At 65.9% G+C, this 19,156-nt stretch carries 16 protein-coding genes and 2 pseudogenes; 16 read left to right on the top strand and 2 right to left on the bottom strand.

From position 1 onward, the window contains the following. Positions 1 to 3: 3 nt before the first annotated feature. Positions 4 to 516, bottom strand: coding sequence for an HNH endonuclease (locus tag C2847_RS09435; protein ID WP_105318139.1), 513 nt, complete (start codon positions 514 to 516; stop codon positions 4 to 6). Between the two features lie 97 nt (positions 517 to 613). Here C2847_RS09435 and C2847_RS09430 point away from each other — a divergent pair, with 97 nt between their 5' ends. From C2847_RS09430 to C2847_RS09350, 16 genes and pseudogenes are all read left to right on the top strand, one after another. After that, complete coding sequence (locus C2847_RS09430) at positions 614 to 1,963, top strand: tetratricopeptide repeat protein (protein ID WP_164835693.1); 1,350 nt, start codon at positions 614 to 616, stop codon at positions 1,961 to 1,963. A gap of 1 nt (position 1,964) precedes the next feature. Then, positions 1,965 to 2,768 (top strand): SPOR domain-containing protein, encoded by an 804-nt coding sequence (locus C2847_RS09425; protein ID WP_105318116.1) that lies wholly within the window; start codon positions 1,965 to 1,967, stop codon positions 2,766 to 2,768. Continuing rightward, a complete protein-coding gene (locus C2847_RS09420; RefSeq protein WP_105318115.1) occupies positions 2,765 to 3,400 on the top strand; it encodes a redox-sensing transcriptional repressor Rex in 636 nt (211 codons plus the stop codon). Before C2847_RS09425 ends, C2847_RS09420 begins: the two co-directional genes overlap by 4 nt. A gap of 465 nt (positions 3,401 to 3,865) precedes the next feature. After that, positions 3,866 to 4,804, top strand: coding sequence for a polyprenyl synthetase family protein (locus tag C2847_RS09410; RefSeq protein ID WP_105318137.1), 939 nt, complete (start codon positions 3,866 to 3,868; stop codon positions 4,802 to 4,804). A gap of 72 nt (positions 4,805 to 4,876) precedes the next feature. After that, positions 4,877 to 6,136, top strand: coding sequence for a Glu/Leu/Phe/Val family dehydrogenase (locus tag C2847_RS09405; protein WP_105318114.1), 1,260 nt, complete (start codon positions 4,877 to 4,879; stop codon positions 6,134 to 6,136). 11 nt (positions 6,137 to 6,147) lie between these two features. Beyond that, positions 6,148 to 7,422, top strand: coding sequence for a Glu/Leu/Phe/Val family dehydrogenase (locus C2847_RS09400; protein WP_105318113.1), 1,275 nt, complete (start codon positions 6,148 to 6,150; stop codon positions 7,420 to 7,422). A gap of 121 nt (positions 7,423 to 7,543) precedes the next feature. After that, positions 7,544 to 8,071 carry a GNAT family N-acetyltransferase gene (locus C2847_RS09395; RefSeq protein WP_105318112.1) on the top strand — a complete coding sequence of 176 codons (528 nt, stop codon included), beginning with the start codon at positions 7,544 to 7,546 and terminating at the stop codon, positions 8,069 to 8,071. Beyond that, a complete protein-coding gene (locus tag C2847_RS09390) occupies positions 8,046 to 8,936 on the top strand; it encodes a 2-hydroxyacid dehydrogenase (protein WP_105318111.1) in 891 nt (296 codons plus the stop codon). Before C2847_RS09395 ends, C2847_RS09390 begins: the two co-directional genes overlap by 26 nt. 50 nt (positions 8,937 to 8,986) lie before the next feature. Further along, positions 8,987 to 9,205: pseudogene (locus tag C2847_RS09385) on the top strand (hypothetical protein); the annotation flags it as partial. Between the two features lie 65 nt (positions 9,206 to 9,270). Then, positions 9,271 to 10,293, top strand: coding sequence for a 1,9-bis(guanidino)-5-aza-nonane synthase (locus C2847_RS09380; protein ID WP_105318109.1), 1,023 nt, complete (start codon positions 9,271 to 9,273; stop codon positions 10,291 to 10,293). A 113-nt stretch (positions 10,294 to 10,406) separates the two neighbouring features. Further along, complete coding sequence (locus tag C2847_RS09375) at positions 10,407 to 13,190, top strand: tetratricopeptide repeat protein (protein WP_105318136.1); 2,784 nt, start codon at positions 10,407 to 10,409, stop codon at positions 13,188 to 13,190. Positions 13,191 to 13,195: 5 nt separating this feature from the next. After that, positions 13,196 to 14,020, top strand: coding sequence for a menaquinone biosynthesis family protein (locus C2847_RS09370; protein WP_105318108.1), 825 nt, complete (start codon positions 13,196 to 13,198; stop codon positions 14,018 to 14,020). 9 nt (positions 14,021 to 14,029) lie between these two features. After that, positions 14,030 to 14,656 (top strand): Crp/Fnr family transcriptional regulator, encoded by a 627-nt coding sequence (locus tag C2847_RS09365; RefSeq protein WP_105318107.1) that lies wholly within the window; start codon positions 14,030 to 14,032, stop codon positions 14,654 to 14,656. Between the two features lie 10 nt (positions 14,657 to 14,666). Then, a pseudogene (gene bshC / locus C2847_RS09360) lies at positions 14,667 to 16,120 on the top strand (bacillithiol biosynthesis cysteine-adding enzyme BshC). A gap of 21 nt (positions 16,121 to 16,141) precedes the next feature. Further along, positions 16,142 to 17,242 (top strand): SpoIID/LytB domain-containing protein, encoded by a 1,101-nt coding sequence (locus C2847_RS09355; RefSeq protein WP_105318106.1) that lies wholly within the window; start codon positions 16,142 to 16,144, stop codon positions 17,240 to 17,242. 23 nt (positions 17,243 to 17,265) lie between these two features. Then, positions 17,266 to 17,712: a methylated-DNA--[protein]-cysteine S-methyltransferase gene (locus C2847_RS09350; RefSeq protein ID WP_105318105.1), complete on the top strand. Its 447-nt coding sequence runs from the start codon at positions 17,266 to 17,268 to the stop codon at positions 17,710 to 17,712. Here C2847_RS09350 and C2847_RS09345 read toward each other — a convergent pair. Continuing rightward, positions 17,709 to 19,136, bottom strand: coding sequence for a glycoside hydrolase family 13 protein (locus C2847_RS09345; RefSeq protein ID WP_105318104.1), 1,428 nt, complete (start codon positions 19,134 to 19,136; stop codon positions 17,709 to 17,711). The genes C2847_RS09350 and C2847_RS09345 overlap by 4 nt on opposite strands. Positions 19,137 to 19,156: the final 20 nt, after the last annotated feature.

Raw genomic sequence — 19,156 nt, 5'->3', positions numbered from 1 at the left:
GGGTTAGGACAACCAGGCCTGGAGGTAGGGCTGCCAGTCCTCGGGAACTTCCTTTAGATCGGAAAGAAAAAGGGGCGCCTTGGGCGCCCGGGGAGGCTTGAGCAGGCGCATCCCCGCCTCCTCGGGGGTGCGGTCCCCCTTCTTCAGGTTGCAGGAGCGGCAGGCGGCCACCAGGTTTTCCCAGGTGCTCCTCCCCCCCCGGCTTTTAGGAAGCACGTGGTCCACGGTGAGCTCCCCTCCCTGGCGGCCGCAGTACTGGCAGGTGTAGCGGTCCCGCCTCAGGATGTTGCGGCGGTTTAGGGGGATGCGGCTTGGCCCCCGCCGCACCAGGCGCTTCAAGCGGATGATGCTGGGGACCGGGATCTGGGTGGAGGGGGTATGCAGGTAGCGCCCGCTTTCCGAGAGCATCTCCGCTCCCCCGGAAAGCACCAGGAGGACGCTTCGCTTGATGCTGGCAAGCCCTAAGACCTCGTAGGCGGCGTTGAGGACCAAGACCCGGGGGGCATCCAGGTCCAGGGCCTTGCCCAAAGCAGGACCCACGCTCTTAGAATAACAAAGACCCTTCCCCTGGAGCTGTGCTATGCTTAAGGCAACGACGGGTTTGGAGGCCCTTATGACGAGACCTTTTCCCAAAGCCTTAACCCTTCTCCTGGGGCTGGGTCTGGCTTTGGCGCAGACCTCCTTGGAACGGGCGGAATCGCTGTTCAAGGGCGGGGAGTATGCCCAAGCCGTCCTGGCTTATGAGGAGGTTTTAGCCCAGGACTACGGCCGCTTCGAGGCCCATCTGGGCCTTGGGGTGAGCCTCTTCCGCTTGGGCCGCCTCGAGGAGGCCCGCTTTGCCTTTGACCAGATGGTCCGGGTTTTCCCCGACCGTTACGAGGGCCATTACAACCTAGGCCAGGTGTACCTGCGCCTGGGAAAGCCCAAGGAGGCGGCGGAGGCCTTTGCCAAGGCGGCGGAGCTTTCCCCCACGGAGGAAGCCTACCTGGGGTGGGCCAGTGCCCTCGCCGAGGCAGGCCAGGCCAAGGAGGCGGCGGAGGTTTTGCGCAAAGGGCTTAGCCCGGAGCGGAGCCCCGCTTACCACCTGGCCCTGGCCCAGGCCCTTTACGCCGCAGGGGCCCGGGCCGAAGCGGTGCCGGTGCTCTATGGCCTTCTCAATCGGGAGCCCAGGTCGGCCGAGGGCTGGGACCTGCTGGCCCGCATCCTGGCAGAGGAGGGCTTGAGGGAAAGGGCCCTGAGGGAGCTGGACCGGGGTCTTAAGGCGGTGGAGGGGAAGGCCAGGGCGAGACTCCTTCTGCGCAAGGCCCTTCTTTCCTCCCGCCCGGAGCCCCTGCTTAAGGAGGCTTATGCTTTGGATCCTTCCCTTTGGGAGGCCGCCTACCTCCTGGGGCAGGCCCGCCTCGAGGCGGGGGATGCCAAGGGGGCCCTGGACTACCTGCTTTCCGCCTACCGGACCAGCCCCGAGCCCCAGGTGGCCTTGGCCATGGCGGCGGCCTACCTGCGGCTTAAGGACTATAAGAACGCCTACCGGTATGCGGAGGAAGCGGGTCCTCCGGGGGGTTTCCTCAAGGCCCAGGCCGCCTACGCCTTGGGCCGGAGGGAGGAGGCTTTGAAGCTCCTCGAGGGGCTTACCTCCCCGGAGGCCCAGGCCCTTAGGGGCACGTTGTTGCTGGAGATGGGTCGCCTCGAGGAGGCCTTGGCCCTCCTGCGCCCCCTCTATGAGTCCGACCGCGATCCAGGGGTGGGGGTGAACCTGGCGGCAGCCTTGGTGGCCCTGGGGCGTTTCGGGGAGGCGGAGCTGGTCCTCAGAGAGGTGCTGGGAAAAGCCCCCAGGCAGGCGGCGGCTTGGTACAACCTGGGCCTGGCCTTAAAGGGCCTGGGCCGGGATGCGGAAGCCGAGCGGGCCTTGAGCCAGGCGGCGGCCCTAGGCTCGAGGGAGGCGCGGGCCCTGCTTCGGAGGTAGCATGCGCTGGTTACGGGAAAACTGGCTGGACTTCCTCATTTTTCTCCTCATCGCCGTGGTGGCGGCGGGCATTGTCCTTTACCTAACCGGCATCAATCCCTTTGCCCGGCCAAGGGAGAGTGCCTCGCCCATGCCCAGGCCTTCGGTCACCTCCTCGCCCCTTTCTTCCCCGGTCCAGCCTCCCAAGGTGGAGTCTGCCCCCCAGGTGCCCTCCCCTGAGGCCAAACCGGCCCCTGAACCCGTGGTCACCGTGCTTCCCCTGCCCCAGGCTCCAGCGGAGTCCAAGCCCGTGCCCCAGGAAAAAACCCCTGCCTTGTCTGGAGGATCCCCTCCAAGCGCGCCTGCTCCTTCGACGCCTGCACCGGGTGGAACCTACCGGGTGGCGGTGGGGGCCTTTGCCAATCCGGAAAACGCGTTCAGGCTTCGCCAGGAGCTGGCCCAGAAGGGGTACCCGGCTCGCCTGGAGCCTTCGGGCAACCTGACCCGGGTGGTGGTGGGTCCTTACGCCTCCGAGGCCGAGGCCAAACGGGTGGCCGAGGCCTTGGCCGCCTACGGGGCTCAGGTGTACCGCGGCCAGGGGGCCGCCCCGCCGGCCTCGGGCAGCCTTTACCTCCAGGTGGGGGCTTTCCAGAAGGAGGAAAACGCCTTGGCCTTAGCCGCCAAGCTTAGGGAAATGGGCCTGTCGGTGGTTATGGTGAAGGATGGGGTCTACCGGGTCCGGGTAGGTCCGGTGGCGGAAGGGGAAATGGGGAACGTAAAGGCCAAATTGCAGGCCTTGGGCCTCGAGGCCTTGGAGGTGCGATGAAGGTTCCCAGTGCAGCCATCAGCCGTTTGGTCACGTATCTGCGTATCCTGGAGGAGCTGGAGGCCAAGGGCATTCACCGCACCAGCTCCGAGCAACTGGCGGAGGAGGCTCAGGTCACGCCGTTCCAGGTGCGGAAGGACCTTTCCTACTTCGGTTCCTATGGCACCCGGGGGGTGGGCTACACGGTGCCCGTGCTCAAGCGGGAACTCCGCCACATCCTGGGCCTGAACCGAAAGTGGGGCCTGTGCATCGTGGGCATGGGACGTCTGGGTAGCGCTTTGGCCGACTACCCCGGGTTTGGAGAAAGCTTTGAGCTACGGGGATTCTTTGACGTGGATCCCGAGAAGATCGGCCGCCGGGTGAGGAATGGGGTGGTGGAGCCCATGGACCTGCTTGCCCAAAGGGTGCCCGGCCGCATAGAGATCGCCCTCCTCACCGTGCCCCGGGAGGCGGCGCAGGAGGCAGCCGATCGCTTGGTGGCCGCGGGGATCAAGGGCATCCTCAACTTCGCCCCAACGGTACTGGAGGTACCCAAGGAGGTGGCGGTGGAGAGCGTGGACTTTCTGGCGGGCCTGACCCGGCTCAGTTTTGCTATACTCAATCCCAAGTGGCGCGAGGAGATGATGGGATGAAAGGGTTTCTGGCTCGGTTGTCTCTTGGACTGCTGGTGCTAGGGCTTACGGCGTGTAGTACCCTCTTTGAGGGCGGGGGTGCCTTCGGTGGCCCTACGGTTTTGGTCTCTCGGGAGAACTTTTCCTTCCGGAGTGAAACGGATCAAGACGGGAATACTACCTACACCTACACCTATGAGATCGTGCTTTACGCTCTTCCGGGTTCGGGGGTAGGGTACGTGACGCTTTTGGATGCGGACGGTAATCCCGTGGAGTCGCCTTTTCTTATCTCACGGGTCTGTCCGATTTCTAACGCCGACCCGTGCGGTCCTTACACTCGGTCTGTAGCGAAGCAGTCGGCTGTTCCGCTGCCGCCCGCGCAGGTGGTGCAGTACAAAACCGCCACGGTCGACGGACAGTCTAAGATTGTCCGGCTGCCAACGCCTATAGAACTCTACTAGGCCTATACTGAAGGGCGTGACGGTCCTGCCCGACCTCGAGGCCCCCCTCCTCCGCTTTGAGGAGGCGCTTTCTGAGCTGGTCCAGTCCGAGGTCCTCTTCGTGCGCCTCATCCACCAAGACCTGGTGACCGCGGGGGGCAAGCGCATCCGCCCCCGCTTGGTCTTTTTGGCCTCGAGGGCCATCGGGGGGGCTCCCTTCGAGATGGAGCTGGCCTTGGCGGTGGAGCTTCTGCACTCCGCCACGCTTCTCCACGATGACCTCATCGACGATGCGGAGACCCGCCGGGGCAAGGAGACCGCCTTCCGTCGGTACGGGAATGCGGTTTCCGTGTTGGCAGGGGATTTCCTGCTCTCCCGGCTCCTCCATGTGATCGCCAAGACCGGGAGGATGGAGCTGGTGGAGCGCTTCGCTCAGGTGGCCAAGACCTTGAGCGAAGGAGAGGTTTTGCAGTTCCAGGTGGCGGCTTTGGAGGACTACTCCCTGGCGATCTACGAGCGCATCATCACCGCCAAAACGGCTGTACTAATGGAACTCAGCACGGAAGGCCCCGCCCTCCTCAAAGGGGTGGATGGGGAGGTGCGCGAGGCCTTGGCCCGCTTTGGCCTTTACTATGGCCAGGCCTTCCAGATGCGGGACGATTACCTGGACCTCATGGGCACCCCCGAGGCCTTGGGCAAACCGGTGGGGGGGGATGTGCGGGAGGGAAAGGCCACGTTGATCACCCTTCTCCTCATGGAGCGCTTTCCCGAGGTGCGGGAGATTCTAAGGCGGAAGGGACGGGAAGAGGGGGATCTGGACCGCCTGCGCATGCTGGCTTGGGAAAGCGGGGTGGCGGAGGAGGTGGAAAGGCGGATCCGGGAGAGGGCGCTTCTAGCCGCGGCGGCCCTTAAGCCCCTTCCTCCCTCCCCCTACAAGGAGGCCCTCGAGGCCCTGGCCTTAAAGGAAGCCGAGCGCCTTTCCTGACTTCTTGGAACCTGGAGCCGGGCGGGGCAGCCGTCCTTCCCCGAGCGGGGTATAATCCCCTCCGGTGAGGCTATGGCTATTCCCGCATACAAGTCCCCGGAGGACCCAGGCCTCTGGGAGGCCTTCCTGGAGCGATTGGAAAAGACCCTAAGGGTGGCGGCGATCCACCCCACCACGGTGGAGTACCTGACCCACCCCAAGCGCCTGGTCACGGTTTCCCTGCCCGTGGTCATGGATGACGGGAAGGTGCGGGTTTTCCAGGGTTATCGGGTGGTGCACGATATCGCCCGGGGGCCCGCCAAGGGGGGGGTGAGGATTCATCCCAAGGTAACCCTGGGCCAGACGGCGGGCCTGGCCGCCTGGATGACCTTGAAGGCCGCGGTTTACGACCTGCCCTTTGGCGGGGCGGCGGGGGGGATTGCCGCCGACCCCAGGCTCCTTTCCCGCAGGGAGCTTGAACGGCTGGTGCGCCGTTACACCGCTGAGCTGGTCAACCTGATTGGCCCGGACATCGACATCCTGGGCCCCGACCTGGGAACCGACCAGCAGGTGATGGCCTGGATCATGGACACCTACTCCATGACCGTAGGCTCCACGGTGCCGGGGGTGGTGACGGGCAAACCCCATGCCCTTGGGGGAAGCGAGGGCCGGGACGATGCCGCTGGGCTTGGGGTGGCCCTGGTGCTCAAGGAGCTTGCCCGGCGCCGGGGGCTTTCCCTGGAAGGGGCCAGGGTGGCGGTGCAGGGCTTCGGCCAGGTGGGGGGCAGTTTCGCCTTGCATGCCGAAGGGATGGGCTTGAAGGTGGTGGCGGTATCCATGGCCCGGGGGGCCATGTACCAGGAGGAGGGCCTCGAGGTGGCCGAGGTCCTACGCCACTACGAGGCCACGGGAGAGCTTCCCCGCTACGACCTTGCCCCGGAGGAGCTTTTCGCCTTGGATGTGGACTACCTGGTCCTGGCGGCCCTCGAGGGAGCCTTGAACGGGGACACCGCCAAGGCGGTGCGAGCCCAGGTGGTGCTGGAGGCTGCCAACTTCGGCCTGACCCCCGAGGGGGAGGCCTATCTCCTGGGCAAGGGAGTCCTGGTGGTGCCGGACCTCCTCACGGGGGGTGGGGGGCTTCTGGCGAGCTATCTGGAATGGGTGCAGGACCTTAACATGTTCTTCTGGAGCGAGGAGGAAGTGCGGCAAAGCTTCGCAAAGAGCGTGGCCAAGGCGGTGGCCGAGGTGTGCGATCGGGCCGAGTTCCTTTCCACCGACCTGCGCACCGGGGCCATGGCCCTGGCCTTGGAACGGGTGAACGAGGCCACGCGGCTAAGAGGCGTCTACCCCTAAGAGGAGTGTCTATGAAGAGCGAACCCCTTTCCTACCTGGGCAAGGACGGCGGTCCTTGGGAGATCTTCGTGGAGCAGGTGGACCGGGTGGTCCCCTACCTGGGGCGGTATGCCCCTTTGGCGGAAAGCCTCAAGCGCCCTAAGCGAGTCCTGATCGTGGATGTGCCCATCCATCTAGACGACGGCACCGTGGCGTATTTTGAGGGGTACCGGGTCCACCACAACACCGCCCGGGGGCCGGCCAAGGGTGGAGTGCGCTACCACCCCGAGGTGACCCTTTCCGAGGTGATGGCCTTGGCCGCCTGGATGACCATTAAGAATGCCGCCGTGGGCCTGCCCTATGGGGGTGGCAAGGGGGGCATCCGGGTGGACCCCAAGAAGCTTTCCCCGGGGGAGCTTGAGCGCCTGACCCGCCGCTACACCTCGGAGATCGGGATCCTTTTGGGCCCGGATCGGGACATTCCTGCTCCCGATGTGAACACCGGGGAGAGGGAGATGGCCTGGATGATGGACACCTTCTCCATGAACGTGGGCCGTACGGTGCCGGGGGTGGTGACGGGGAAGCCCATCGCCCTCGGGGGGTCCCTGGGGCGGCGGGACGCCACGGGGCGGGGGGTTTTCGTCACGGCAAGGGCGGCGGCGGAGAAGATAGGCCTTCCCATAGAAGGAAGCCGGGTCATCCTCCAGGGCTTCGGCAACGTGGGGAACGCTGCTGCCCGCATCTTCCACGACCATGGGGCCCGGATCATCGCCATCCAGGACCACACGGGCACCATCTACAACGAGGCGGGGATAGACCCCTACGACCTTCTCAAGCACGTGGCGGAGTTCGGGGGGGTGCGGGGCTACCCCAAGGCGGAGCCCCTGCCCAACCCCGAGTTCTGGGCGGTGCCCACGGAGTTTCTCATCCCTGCGGCTTTGGAGAAGCAGATCACCGAGCAGAACGCCTGGCGCATCCAGGCCAAGATCATCGCCGAGGGGGCCAACGGCCCCACCACCCCGGCCGCAGACGACATCCTCCAGGAGAAGGGGGTCCTGGTGGTGCCCGATGTCATCGCCAACGCCGGGGGCGTCACGGTGAGCTACTTTGAGTGGGTGCAGGACTTCAATTCCTATTTCTGGACAGAGGAGGAGATCAACGCTCGTTTGGAGCGGGTCCTTAGGAATGCCTTTGAGGCGGTGTGGCAGGTGAGCCAGGAGAAGAAGATTCCCTTGCGCACGGCGGCCTATGTGGTGGCCGCCACCCGGGTCCTCGAGGCCAGGGCCCTCAGGGGGCTTTACCCCTAAGCACCCCGTCGTGGCTTGCGCCACGGGGGGGACCCCCAAAGGGTCAAGGGCAAGCCGCATTCGCCCTTGCCGATAGGGCAGCCTTCGCGCATGGGCACTTGGCCTCCGTTAGGCTATTCGTGTGGACTGGCCCCGCTATGGCCGTGTTACCCTGAAGCCCTTTAGCGCGGGGCTCACCGAGGAGGAGTGGAAGGGGCTTTACGCGACCTTCCGCGACCCCGAGGTGGCGGAGTGGAATGGGTCAAGCCCCTTGCGCTCCCCCTTCTGGCTTTTCAAGCGCTTTGTGCTGGCGGAGATGCGCCGCAAGGACCGCCTGGCCTTCGCCCTCCTGGACGAGGGAGGGGAGTACTTGGGCACGCTGGAGCTCTACGACCTCACCCCCGAGGAAGCCACCTTGGGCATCCTCATCGGGCGGAAGGACCGCTGGGGCCAGGGCTACGGCACGGAGGCGGTGCGGGCGGCCTTGGCCTATGCCTTTGGGCCCTTAGGCCTAAAACGGGTGAAGCTCCGGACCTTTGCCCACAACCAAAGGGCCCGGCGGGCCTTCCAAAAGGCGGGGTTTCGGGAGGTGGGGTTGGGGCCCGGGCCCAGAGGCAGGGAGGACGTGTACATGGAGGTGCGCTGTGAGGATCTTGGCCCCGAGGTTTAGGGAAGAGGTCTTCGCCCTTCTGCCTGGGGGGGTGGAGGTGCGTTACCTGGACGAGCCTTGGCCCGAGCGGGCCGACTTCTTTCTTCCCCCCTTCGGGCAGGAGGAGGTGGTGCGGCAGGTTTTGGCCCAGGTGGAGGTGCGGGTGGTCCAGACCCTTTCCGCCGGGGTGGACTGGATCCTGCCCTTGGTGCCGCAGGGGGTGGTGCTTTGCGACGGATCGGGCATCCACGACGCTCCCGTGGCCGAGTGGGTGGTGATGAGCCTTCTGGCCCTTCTTAAGGACCTGCCTGCCTTTTTGCAGGCCCAAGGGGAAGGGCGCTGGGCTCCCAGGGTGCTTCCGGACCTGGAGGGGAAGCGGGTCTTGCTTCTTGGGTATGGATCCATTGGGCGTGCGGTGGAGGAGAGGCTTAGGGCCTTTGGGGTGGAGGTGCTTCCCGTGGCCCGGCGCGCCCGCCCTGGGGTCTACACCCCCCAGGACCTTCCCTATCTCCTGCCCCAGGTGGATGCGGTGGTGGTCCTCCTCCCCCTTACCCCCGAGACCCGGGGAATGGTGGACCGGGATTTCCTCGCCCGGATGAAGCCGGGGGCCCTCTTGGTGAACGCTGGCCGGGGGCCGGTGGTGGAGGCGGAAGCCCTCCTCGAGGCGCTTCGGGGGAGAAGGATTCGGGCGGCTTTGGATGTCACCGACCCCGAGCCCCTGCCCCAAGACCACCCCCTTTGGCAGGCCCCCGGGGTCCTCATCACCCCGCATGTGGCTGGGCTTTCCCAGGGTTTCCACCGCCGGGCGGCCCGGTTTTTGGCGGAGCAGGTGGGGCGGTACCTCCGGGGGGAGCCGCTCTTGAACGTGGTGCGGGAGGGGTACTGATACCCCCCTACCCCGGCCTCGCCAGGGGGGTCCCGGAAGGGAGGTAAAGGGTGGAAGTGATCCTGCACGGCGACCTCCGGCGCTTCGGGGAGCGCCTTTGGGTGGAGGCCAAGACGCCCAGGGAGGCGTTGGAAAAGCTGGGCATCCCTTTGCAGGAGGTCTGGCTCCTGGCGGTGGGGGAGAAGGTGGTGGGTTTGGACGACCCCGTGGAAGGTCCTTTGGAAGTCTACCCCCCCATCGCCGGGGGTGGTATACTAAAGATCCTGCCCCAAAAGGCAGGGGGCGCGAAAGGGGGGGAGCCGCCCAACGCCCACCCCGCGTAGAAAGGAGAAGGATGGAGAAGAAGGAACTCCTCTCTACGCCCGTGGTCCCCATCGATATCGAGGCCTTTGACGCTGGGCCCATCCTCGAGGCCATGGGCAAAACCGCCTTCCAGGCCAGGAACCTCCACCGGGCGGCGGAGATCTACCTCCGGATGCTGGAGGACGATGCCGCCGTCATCCTCACCCTGGCCGGGAGCCTGGTTTCCGCTGGGCAGGGCCTCATCATCCACGACCTGATACGCAAGGGCCTGGTGGACGCCATCGTGGCCACCGGGGCCAACATCGTGGACCAGGATTTCTTCGAAGCCCTGGGCCACCGCCATTACCAGGGAGACCCCAAGGCTGACGATGAAACCCTTAGGCGGCTTTGGATCGACCGCATCTACGACACCTACATCGACGAGGAGGAGCTCCGCCACACGGACTACACCATCGCCGAGATCGCCAATTCCCTGGAGCCTAGGCCCTACTCCAGCCGGGAGTTCATCTGGCACATGGGCCGCTACCTGACGGAAAGGGGCCTGGGGGAGAAGAGCATCGTCCGGGCTGCTTACGAGGAGGGGGTGCCCATCTTCGTGCCTGCCTTCTCCGACTCCTCCGCGGGCTTCGGCCTGGTCTACCACCAGGTGAAAAACCCCAAGGCCCACATGACCATAGACTCTGTGGCCGACTTCCGCGAGCTCACCGAGATCAAGCTCAAAGCCGGTACCACGGGCCTGGTGATGCTGGGGGGTGGGGTACCCAAGAACTTCGCCCAGGACATCGTGGTGGCCGCGGAGGTGCTGGGCCACCCGGTGGAGATGCACAAGTACGCCATCCAGATCACCGTGGCCGATGAGCGGGATGGGGGGCTTTCCGGCTCCACCCTCTCCGAGGCCCAAAGCTGGGGCAAGGTGGACGCGGCCCTTTCCCAGATGGTCTTCGCCGAGGCCACCTTGGCCTTCCCCCTCCTGGCCTCCTACGTGTATCACCGGGCTCCCATGCGGGCCAAGCGGCGCTACGCCGACCTCTTCACCGCGGAAGTGACTGTCTAGGAGCTGGTACCTTTGGGGGTCCCCGTTGCGGCCCAGGCCGCAACGGGGTGCTTTTTCCCGGGAGGCTTGGACGTCTGGACCCACCCCTTTTCCCTTTGGTAAACTCCCAGCAAATGCCCGATGACCTGAGGCTTTACCTGAAGGAGCGTTTTGGCGTTCTGGGGCCGGTGTCTCCCGGGCGCTTTGAAGCGGAGCTGGCCAAGCGGGTGGGAAGCCCTGCCAAGCGGGAGCCCGTTCTCAAGGCCTGGCGGGCCTATCTGTCGGGGGGCGGCAAGGAGGCGGTGCGAAGTTTCTACCAGGAGATCCTCAAGGTGCCCAAGGGGGAGGCCCTGGTCTACGGCATGCACCTGCCCTTTTTGGAGTTTTACGCCCGGGAGGTGCCTTCCCGCTTGGAGGGGCAGGTTTTGGAGGTGGGGGCCTTCACCGGGGCCTTGGTGGGTTATTTGCAAAGGAAGCGGCCCGAGCTTTCCTTCCATGCCCTGGACGGGGTGGCGGAGGCCGTGGAGCTTGGGAAAAAGCGGGTGCCTGAGGTGACCTGGCATGTAGCCTGGGCGGAGGAGGCGGAGCTTCCTCCCTTTGACACCCTGCTTCTCCTTTCCGTCTTCCCCGAGGGCTTTGTGGACCAGGAGCTGGAAAGCCGCCTCGAGGCCCCCTCTTTTTGGAAACGCTTCGGTTTCTTTGACCGCCTTCCCCTTTTTGCCCGGCTTTTGAAGCCCGGTGGGCTTTTGGTTTACGGCCACGGGCCCTTTTTGGGCAAGAGCCCGGAAGGGGTGGAGGAAGGGCTAAAGCACCTGGGATTTGACCCGGTGGAGCGGGTTGGGGAGGGAGAGTACTTTTTGGTGCTGGCGAGAAGGCCCGAGGCGCTGGAGGTTAAGGAGGAGGCCTGGTCCCAGGCAGTGGACGAGGAGGCTTCCTTGGACCTCGAAAAGGCGCCCCTGCAGGTTCCCGTTCTGGTTCAGGAGGGTCTTTCCGAGGTGCGGGAGCTTCTGGCCGCGGGGCGGTATGCAGAGGTGCTGGCCCATCTGCCCGAGGGGGTGGAAGGGGAGGCCGCATGCCTCAGGGGGCGGGCCCTTTTCGCCCTTTCCCGCTATGCCGAGGCGGAGGAGGTCTTAAGGCGGGCCCTTTCCGAGGAGGCGGAGGACCTAAGGGCCATGGTGCTGGTGGAGCTCGGGGAGTACGAGCGGGCCAGGCCCCGCCTCGAGGCCCTGGCGGGAAGGGGCGGGCGCTACCGGCTCTATTTGGGCCGGGTCTACCTGAGCCTGGGGCGGTATGCGGACGCCCTCAGGCAGTTTGTGGAGTCGGGCCTGCCCGAAGCGGAAGGGTACGTGCGGGAGGCCCTGGAGCGGATCACCGAGCGCATGCGCCGCTTTGCCCGGGAGGGGGAGTGGGCGGAGGTAAGCCGCCGGGCGGAGTTTGTGGAGGATCTTTCCCCAACCCTCCTGACCCGGGAGATGTTCCGGCTTGGCTTAAAGGCCGCCCTGATCCAGGGGCTTTTTGCCCGGGCGGAGCGGTATGCCAGGAGGCTTGCGGACCTGGACGAGGCCGAGGGCTTCTTGGGGCTCGCCTTGGTGGCCCTAAGGGTGCGCTCCCCTTTGGAGGTGCGGCCTCTAGAGGATTTAAAGCCGGTGGAGCCCTACCTCACCGAGGCTCTGGCCCGGGCGGAGATCCCCGAGGCCTTGCTGCTCCTTGGGATGCTCCGGGAACGGGAGGGGCGCCACCTGGAGGCCCTGCGCCTTTTGGAGCGCGCGGCCGAGCGGGGAATAGGGGAGGTGGCGGGCCTGGCCTACCACCACCTGGCCCAGGTGAAGAGGGCCCTCAGGCGGCCCCTTAAGGAGATCCTGGGGGACCACAAGCGGGCCCACGCCTTGAGGGCCTACCCTGCCCCCTACCTTTTCCAGCTGGCCCAGGAGGCCCTGAAGGGGGGAGAGGAGGTCTTGGCCAGGGAGCTTCTCTCCCGGGCCCGGGATGCCGGGCTTTCCGAGGTGGCCGAAGAGGACCTCATGGGGCTCCTTGCCCTTCTGGAGAGGCTGGAGGGTCCCTGGGCTGCCTTTAGCCTTCTCTACCAGGCCCTGGGCCGCACGCCCAAGCCCCCCCTGGAGCTTCTGGCCTTGGCCTACCGGCTTTCCCGTGGTTTCCGGGAAAGCCCCGAGGCCTCGGAGGTGCGGGGGCAGTACCTGGCGGCCCTGTATGCCGAGGGGCGGGGGGAGGAGGTGGAAAGGCTCCTGCTGGAGGAACTGAAGGCTGACCCCCAGGCTCTGGAGGTGCTCTTTGACCTGGCGGAGCACCACGAGGCCCAGGGCAACTGGCGGAAGGCGGCGGAGCACTGGCAGAAAGCCTTGGAGGTAGCCCTCTACCGGGAAAAGGACCTGGACCTTTCCCGGGAGGTCTTAAGAAACCTCCTCTTCCTGAGGCCCCACGACGAGAGCCTTTCCCTTTACCTGGAGGAGCTTAAGGCGGTGAGTCGGGGCCTGGAGGCCTTGGGGGAAAGCCCCAAGGCCCTGCCCGAGACCAAGGAGGAGCTCCTGCAGGAGGGCCTGCCCCAGTTTCACGGGGAGCACCTTTTGGTGGTGGGCGGACACACCCAGCTCAGGAGCCGGCTGGTTCCCCTCCTCGAGGCCCGGGGCCTCAAGGTGGACTGGTTTGACGCGGATACCGCCGGGGTGGGCAAGGAGGCCCTAAGGCGTATCCAGAACCGCCTGGAGAAGGCCCATGGCCTCATGATCGTTTCCAGCTACGTGGGTCACGACTTCTCCGAGCCCGTGCGCCTCGAGGCGGAGCGCCTGGGGGTTCCGGTCTACGTGATCCCGGGGCGGGCCCGGGGGGCCACGGGGTTTTTAAGGGCCCTCAAGGCCTTCGCCCCCGAGCTCTTCAAACGGGCCCTCAAGGGGGTACAGTAGGGTTCATGGAGGCGCCGGTTCTTAAGCTGGGCTACTCCCCCTGCCCCAACGACACCTTCATCTTCTACGCCCTCACCCATGGCCTTGTGGAAAGCCCCCTTCCGGTAGAGGCGGTTTTGGAGGACGTGGAGACCCTGAACCGCTGGGCTCTGGAGGGGAGGCTTCCTTTGACCAAGCTCTCCTATGCCGCCTATGGGAGGGTGCGGGACCGGTATGTGGCCCTAAGGAGCGGGGGAGCCTTGGGAAGAGGGGTAGGCCCTTTGGTGGTGGCCAAGAAGCCCTTGAGGGGTCTGAAGGGAGCCCGGGTGGCCATTCCTGGGCGGAATACCACGGCCTTTTTGCTCCTCTCCCTGTATGCGCAAGGGTTTGAGCCGGTGGAGGTGCGCTACGACCGGATCATGCCCCTGGTGGCCCAAGGGGAGGTGGAGGCAGGTCTTGTCATCCACGAAAGCCGTTTCACCTACCCGGAGTACGGCCTGGTCAAGCTTCTGGACCTGGGGGAGTGGTGGGAGAGGGAAACGGGCCTGCCCCTTCCCTTGGGGGCCATCCTGGCCCGGCGGGACCTGGGGAAGGAGCTCATCCAGGCCCTGGACGAAGCGGTGCGGTGGAGCCTGGAATACGCCTGGGCCCATCCCGAGGAAACCCTTCCCTACCTGAAAGCCCATGCCCAGGAGCTTTCGGAGGAGGTGATCTGGGCCCATGTGCGCACCTACGTGAACGGGTTCAGCCAGGACGTGGGGGAGGAAGGGGAAAAGGCGGTGGAGAGGCTCTTCGCTGAGGCCGAGGCCCGGGGGCTTATCCCTTCCTCCGAAGCCCCCCTCTTTTTGTAAACTCGGGGCATGTTCCAGGAGCTTTCCCTCGAGGCCCGGCGGGAGGCGGCCAGGGTGTTCCAGCCCAAGAGGGCCTTGCGGGGTACCCTCCTCTACGCCCTGGGGGACCGGGCGGACGGGGTGTACCTGGTGCGGGAAGGGCTTGTCTGGCTAGAAGGACCCCGCTCAGCGGAAGGGGAACCCGCCACCTTGGGGGTGGTGGGGCCTGGGGGGCTTTTTGGGGAGGAGGCCTTGGTGGGGGGAGGAAGGCGCACTTCAGGGGCCACCGCCCTGACCTACGCCGAGTTCCTCTTCGCCCCCCAGGAAGCCCTGACCTCCTTGCGGGTGCGCTTTCCCGAGGTGGAGCGCTTCCTCCTGGAGGCCCTGTACGCCCGGCTGAAGGAGGCGGAGGAGCGGCTTTGGGAACTGCGCCACCTCTCCGTGAGCCAGCGCCTGGCCCGGCTTCTCCTGAGGCTAAACCAGGCGGGGGAGGTGGCCTTTTCCCACCAGGACCTGGCCCGCATGGTGGGGGCCACCCGGGAGACCGTGACCAAGCTTCTGGGGGAGTGGGCCCTTTCGGGGGTGGTGGACCTGGGCTACCGTAGGGTGGAGGTCCGGAAACCCCAGGCCCTTGCCCGCCTGGCTGAGGCGCTTTAGGCTTTGAAGCATGGAAGCCCAGGTCCTGGCCCAGCTGTTGGGCCTACCCCAGGGGGAAGAGGTCCTCAAAGAGCGCTTGGGCCGGGAAGGCCATCCCCATCTGCCCGCGGCGCTTGCCGCCTACCTGAAGCGCCTGCAGGCACCACGGGAGGCCTTTGCGGCCCTCGAGGGCCTGGGGCAGGGGGCAGTGGTCACGGGCCAGCAGGCGGGGCTTCTGGGAGGGCCTGCCTTGACCTTCTACAAGGCCCACACCGCCTTGGGCCTGGCGGAAAAGGTGGGGGCGGCTTCCCTCTTTTGGGTGGCTTCCCAGGACCACGATGTGGAGGAGGTGCGCCACCTTCATCTTCTCCTGGAGGAGGAGGTGCGTATCCTCTCCCTGCCCCTGCCGCCCCTTCCCGCAGGGCGGATCCCTTTTGCGCCTTACCGAGAGGCGGTGAGGGAGTTTCTGGGTCCCTGGTCCAGGGATACCCGGGTGGCCTACGCCCTGGAGGGGGAGACCCTGTCCGAGTTTTTCGCCCGCACCCTTTTGGCCTTTTGGGGGGAGCGGGGCCTCATTCCCTTTGACCCCATGGCCCCGGAGCTTGCCCCCCTTTTCCAAAAGGCCCTGGAAAGGGCGCTGGAGGACCCCCTGGCCAGCGCCCAGGCCATCAACCAGGAGGCGGAGCGCATCCGCGCCCTGGGGGGCAAGCCTCCTCTGAAGCGCAAGCCGGGGGCCACCAATTTTTTTTGGAAACAGATCAAAGAAGGCTTCTCTTTTATCAGGAAGGAACCTTTACCGATGGGGTAAGGCGCTATAGCAAACAGGAGCTTCTAGAGATCCTCCGGACCGATCCCAGCCGTCTCACCCCTGCGGCGGGTCTGAGGCCGGTATTCCAGGACCTGGTTCTGCCCACGGCGGGCTTCGTGGTGGGTCCCAACGAGTTTCGGTATGTGGCCGAGCTCTCCCGGGTCTACGCCCTTTACGGCATCCCCATGCCCGCCTTGTTTCTACGCCTAAGGGCCCTGGTTTTGGAGCCTCCCATCCATCGCATTTTGCAAAGGTACCGCTTGGACCCCTGGGCGTTTGTGGAGGGGAGGGAGGATGCCTTCCTGGAGGCTGTCAAAGAGGTGCTGGAAGGGTTCAGGGGCCTCGAGGCGGAGCTTTCGCGCCTCTTGGAGGAGGTGGAGGCCCTGGGCCAGAAGGCCCGCGCCCTGGAGCCCACCTTGGAAAGGCCTTTTCGCCGCTTCCAGGCGAGGCTAAAGGGGGAGGGGGAAAGGCTTTTGAAGAAGCTTCTCCGCGCCCGCATGGGGCGGGATGCGGTCCTTCTGCACCATCTGGAACGCCTCAGGCGGCACCTTTTGCCTCGAGGCCTGCCCCAGGAACGGGTCTACCCCTTCGCCATGTACGCCTTGCGCCATCCGGAGGCCCTCCAGAGGCTCCAGAAGGCCCACATCTCGGGAAGGGCCACCCTGGTTTTGGACTAGACGATAGGATAGGGGCACGGTATGACGTACGGGTTAAAGGGTGCCCTTCTGGTTTGCCTCCTCCTTTTCCTGGTTTGGATCCTGCCCTCCCGGGGCCAGGAGAGGGACCTTCTCCTCAGGGTGCTCCTTAAGGAGGTGCCGGAAGGCCAGGAGGTATCCCTCCTCCTGCCGGAGGGTCAGGGAACCGTGCGGGCTAGGGGGGTGGCCCAAGGGGTCTGGGTGGAAGGCAGGCTCCAGCCCTTTTGGGAGTTTCCCGAGCCCTATTTCCGCTTGGAGGGGCGCACCTATAGGGGTGGGGTGCGCCTTCTTGCCCAGGGGGGAAGGCTTTGGGTGGTGAACCTGGTCCTTCTAGAGGATTACCTCCTCGGCGTTCTCCCCGCGGAGATGCCCGAGGGCTTTCCCCAAGAGGCCCTGAAGGCCCAGGCGGTGGTGGCCCGCACCTTCGCCGTGAACCGCTTGAATCCCCGGGCTCCTTACGACCTCTGCGCCAGCGAGATCTGCCAGGTCTACCTGGGCTTGGCCGTGGAAACCCCCAGGCATACTGAGGCGGTGAGGGGTACCCGGGGCAAGGTCTTAAGCTACCAAGGAAAAGCCATTTCTGCTCTCTACCACGCCGATTCCGGGGGCATGACCGCAGGTAGCGAGGAGGTTTTCCAAAAAGCCTTGCCCTATCTGCGGCCGAGGCCGGACCCCTATGCCCGGGGTCCCAAAAGCCAGTGGCAGGTTTCCGTGAGCCCGGAGAGGGCGGCGATGGCTTTGAGGGCCATGGGCCGTACTCCCCAGGCCGGCTCCCTTGGGGATTCCCCCGTGGTGCTGGAGCGAAGCGCCTCGGGCAGGGTATGGCGCCTACGGCTACTGGGGGTGGAGGTGCAGGGACCCGAGGCCCAGCGGCTGGTGCGGAACCTGGGCCTGCCCTCGGCTTTGGCGGAGTTCAAGGGCTGGCAGGCGGAGGGCCGGGGGGCAGGGCACGGGGTGGGCCTCTCCCAGTGGGGCGCCAAGGGCATGGCGGAGGCGGGATACGGGTACCGGGAGATCCTTGGGTATTACTTCCCCGGCACCTTTCTCTCCGACCTTTTGTTGGGTGGGGTTCCGGGCCCCGAGGGGGCCTGGGCTACCAAGTAGCTTCCCTCATTCCGCTAAGGCCCATGCTGATTCCCACGCCCATTGGTCCCTTGTGGCTCGAGGTCACCTCGAGGGGCGTGCGGCTTCTGGAGCCGGCCTTGTTGCCCCGGGGCCTCGAGGCCCGGGGCCCTTTGGCCGAAAGGGTACGGGAGCGGGTGCTGGCCTACTTCGCCGGGGAAAAGCCCGATTTTTTGGACATTCCCCTGGACTACATGGGGTTTGCCCCCATGCGGGTGGCCCTTTACGAGCGGGTGCGCCTTATCCCCTACGGGCACACGGAAAGCTACGGCTCCCTGGCCCGGGAGCTTGGCCTCTCCCCGCGGGCGGTGGGGGCGGGGATGCGGGCTTCGCCTTTTTTCCTCCTGGTGCCCGCCCACCGGGTGATCCACGCGGATGGGCGGATCGGGGGTTTCGCCGGGCAGGAGGGGCTCAAGGCCTGGCTTCTGCGCTTTGAGGGCGCCCTCCCTTAAACCTCCACCCAGACCGCCAGGGAGAAGGGCGGGAGCGTTGGCCCGCAGAGGCGCCCGCCCGCGGGGGTGCAGAGGGCCCCGGAGAGCAGATCCACCGCCTGGGCCCCTCGAGGCAGGGCCCCGTGCAGGGGGAAGTCCTGAAGGAAGGGTCCCGGGCTGGCGTTCACCACCACCAGGTAGGGCCCCCGGGTGAAGGCCAGGTGCCCGTCTGCAGCATAGACCCGCTGGTAGGGGGCGGTGCGGAGCTCGGGGTGTTCCTGGCGCAAGCGGGCCATGCGCCGCACCGTTTGCCGTATCTCCTCCTTCCATCGGCCCTGGTCCCAGACCATGCCCGCCCGGTTTTCCGGGTCGTGGCCTCCTTCCATCCCCACCTCCTCCCCGTAATAGACCGTGGGGTTTCCAGGCAGGAGGAAAAGGAGGGAAAGGGCCAGTTTAGCCCGCTCCACGCTTCCCCTAAGGAGGGTGAGGAGGCGGGGGGTGTCGTGGGAGGTGAGGAGGTTCATCTGGGCCCGCACCACCTCCGGACGGTAACGGGTAAAGAGGCCTTCCAGGCGGTGGCTGAAGGCCAGGGCCTGCAAGGGCTCGATCCGCCCTAGGCCCGAGCGGGAGGATAGCTCCTGGTCCAGGACCTCTCCCCCCACGAAGCCCAGGATGGCCCGGCTCAGGGGGTAGTTCATGGTGGCGTCGAACATATCCCCTTGGAGCCAGAAGTCGGCTTCCTCCCAGATCTCCCCTACGATGTAGGCCTCGGGGTTGGCTCCCTTGACCCTCCTGCGGAAGGCCCGCCAGAACTCGGGGTCAGGGATCTCGTTGGGCACGTCCAGCCGCCAGCCATCGGCCCCAAAGCGGATCCAGTACTCCGCCACCTCCAGGAGGTACTCCCGCACCGCCGGGGTTTCCACCCGGAGCTTGGGGAGCTCGGGGTTACCCCACCAGGCCTCGTAGTTGGGGTGGCGGCTATAGGCGTTCAGGGGAAACCCCTTCACGTAATACCAGTCCCGATAAGGGCTCGCCTCCCCGTTTTCCAAAAGGTGCTGGAAGGCGAAAAACCCCCTTCCCGTGTGGTTGAAAACCCCGTCCAGGATAACCCGCATGCCGTGGGCGTGGGCCACCTCCAGAAGGTGCCTTAAGGCGGCGTTCCCTCCCAGGACCGGGTCCACCTGGAAGTAGTCCGTGGTGTGGTAGCGGTGGTTGGCGGTGGAGGCGAAGATGGGGTTCAGGTAAAGGGCCTCCACCCCTAGGTCCTTGAGGTAGGGGATCCTCTCCGCAACTCCCCATAGGGTGCCTCCCTTGAACCCCCTAAGGGAGGGTGGCGCTTCCCAGGGTTCCAGGGGACCCGCTGGGGCGGGCTTGCCGGGAGGGCCGGCCCGGAAGTAACGGTCAGGCAAGATCTGGTAGAAAAAAGCGCCCTCGTACCAGGCCACGGGCCCAAGTGTACTACGGA

The organism is Thermus tenuipuniceus (genome assembly GCF_002964845.1).
GTDB classification, from domain to species: domain Bacteria; phylum Deinococcota; class Deinococci; order Deinococcales; family Thermaceae; genus Thermus; species Thermus tenuipuniceus.
This window is presented reverse-complemented; position numbering and strand designations above follow the sequence as displayed.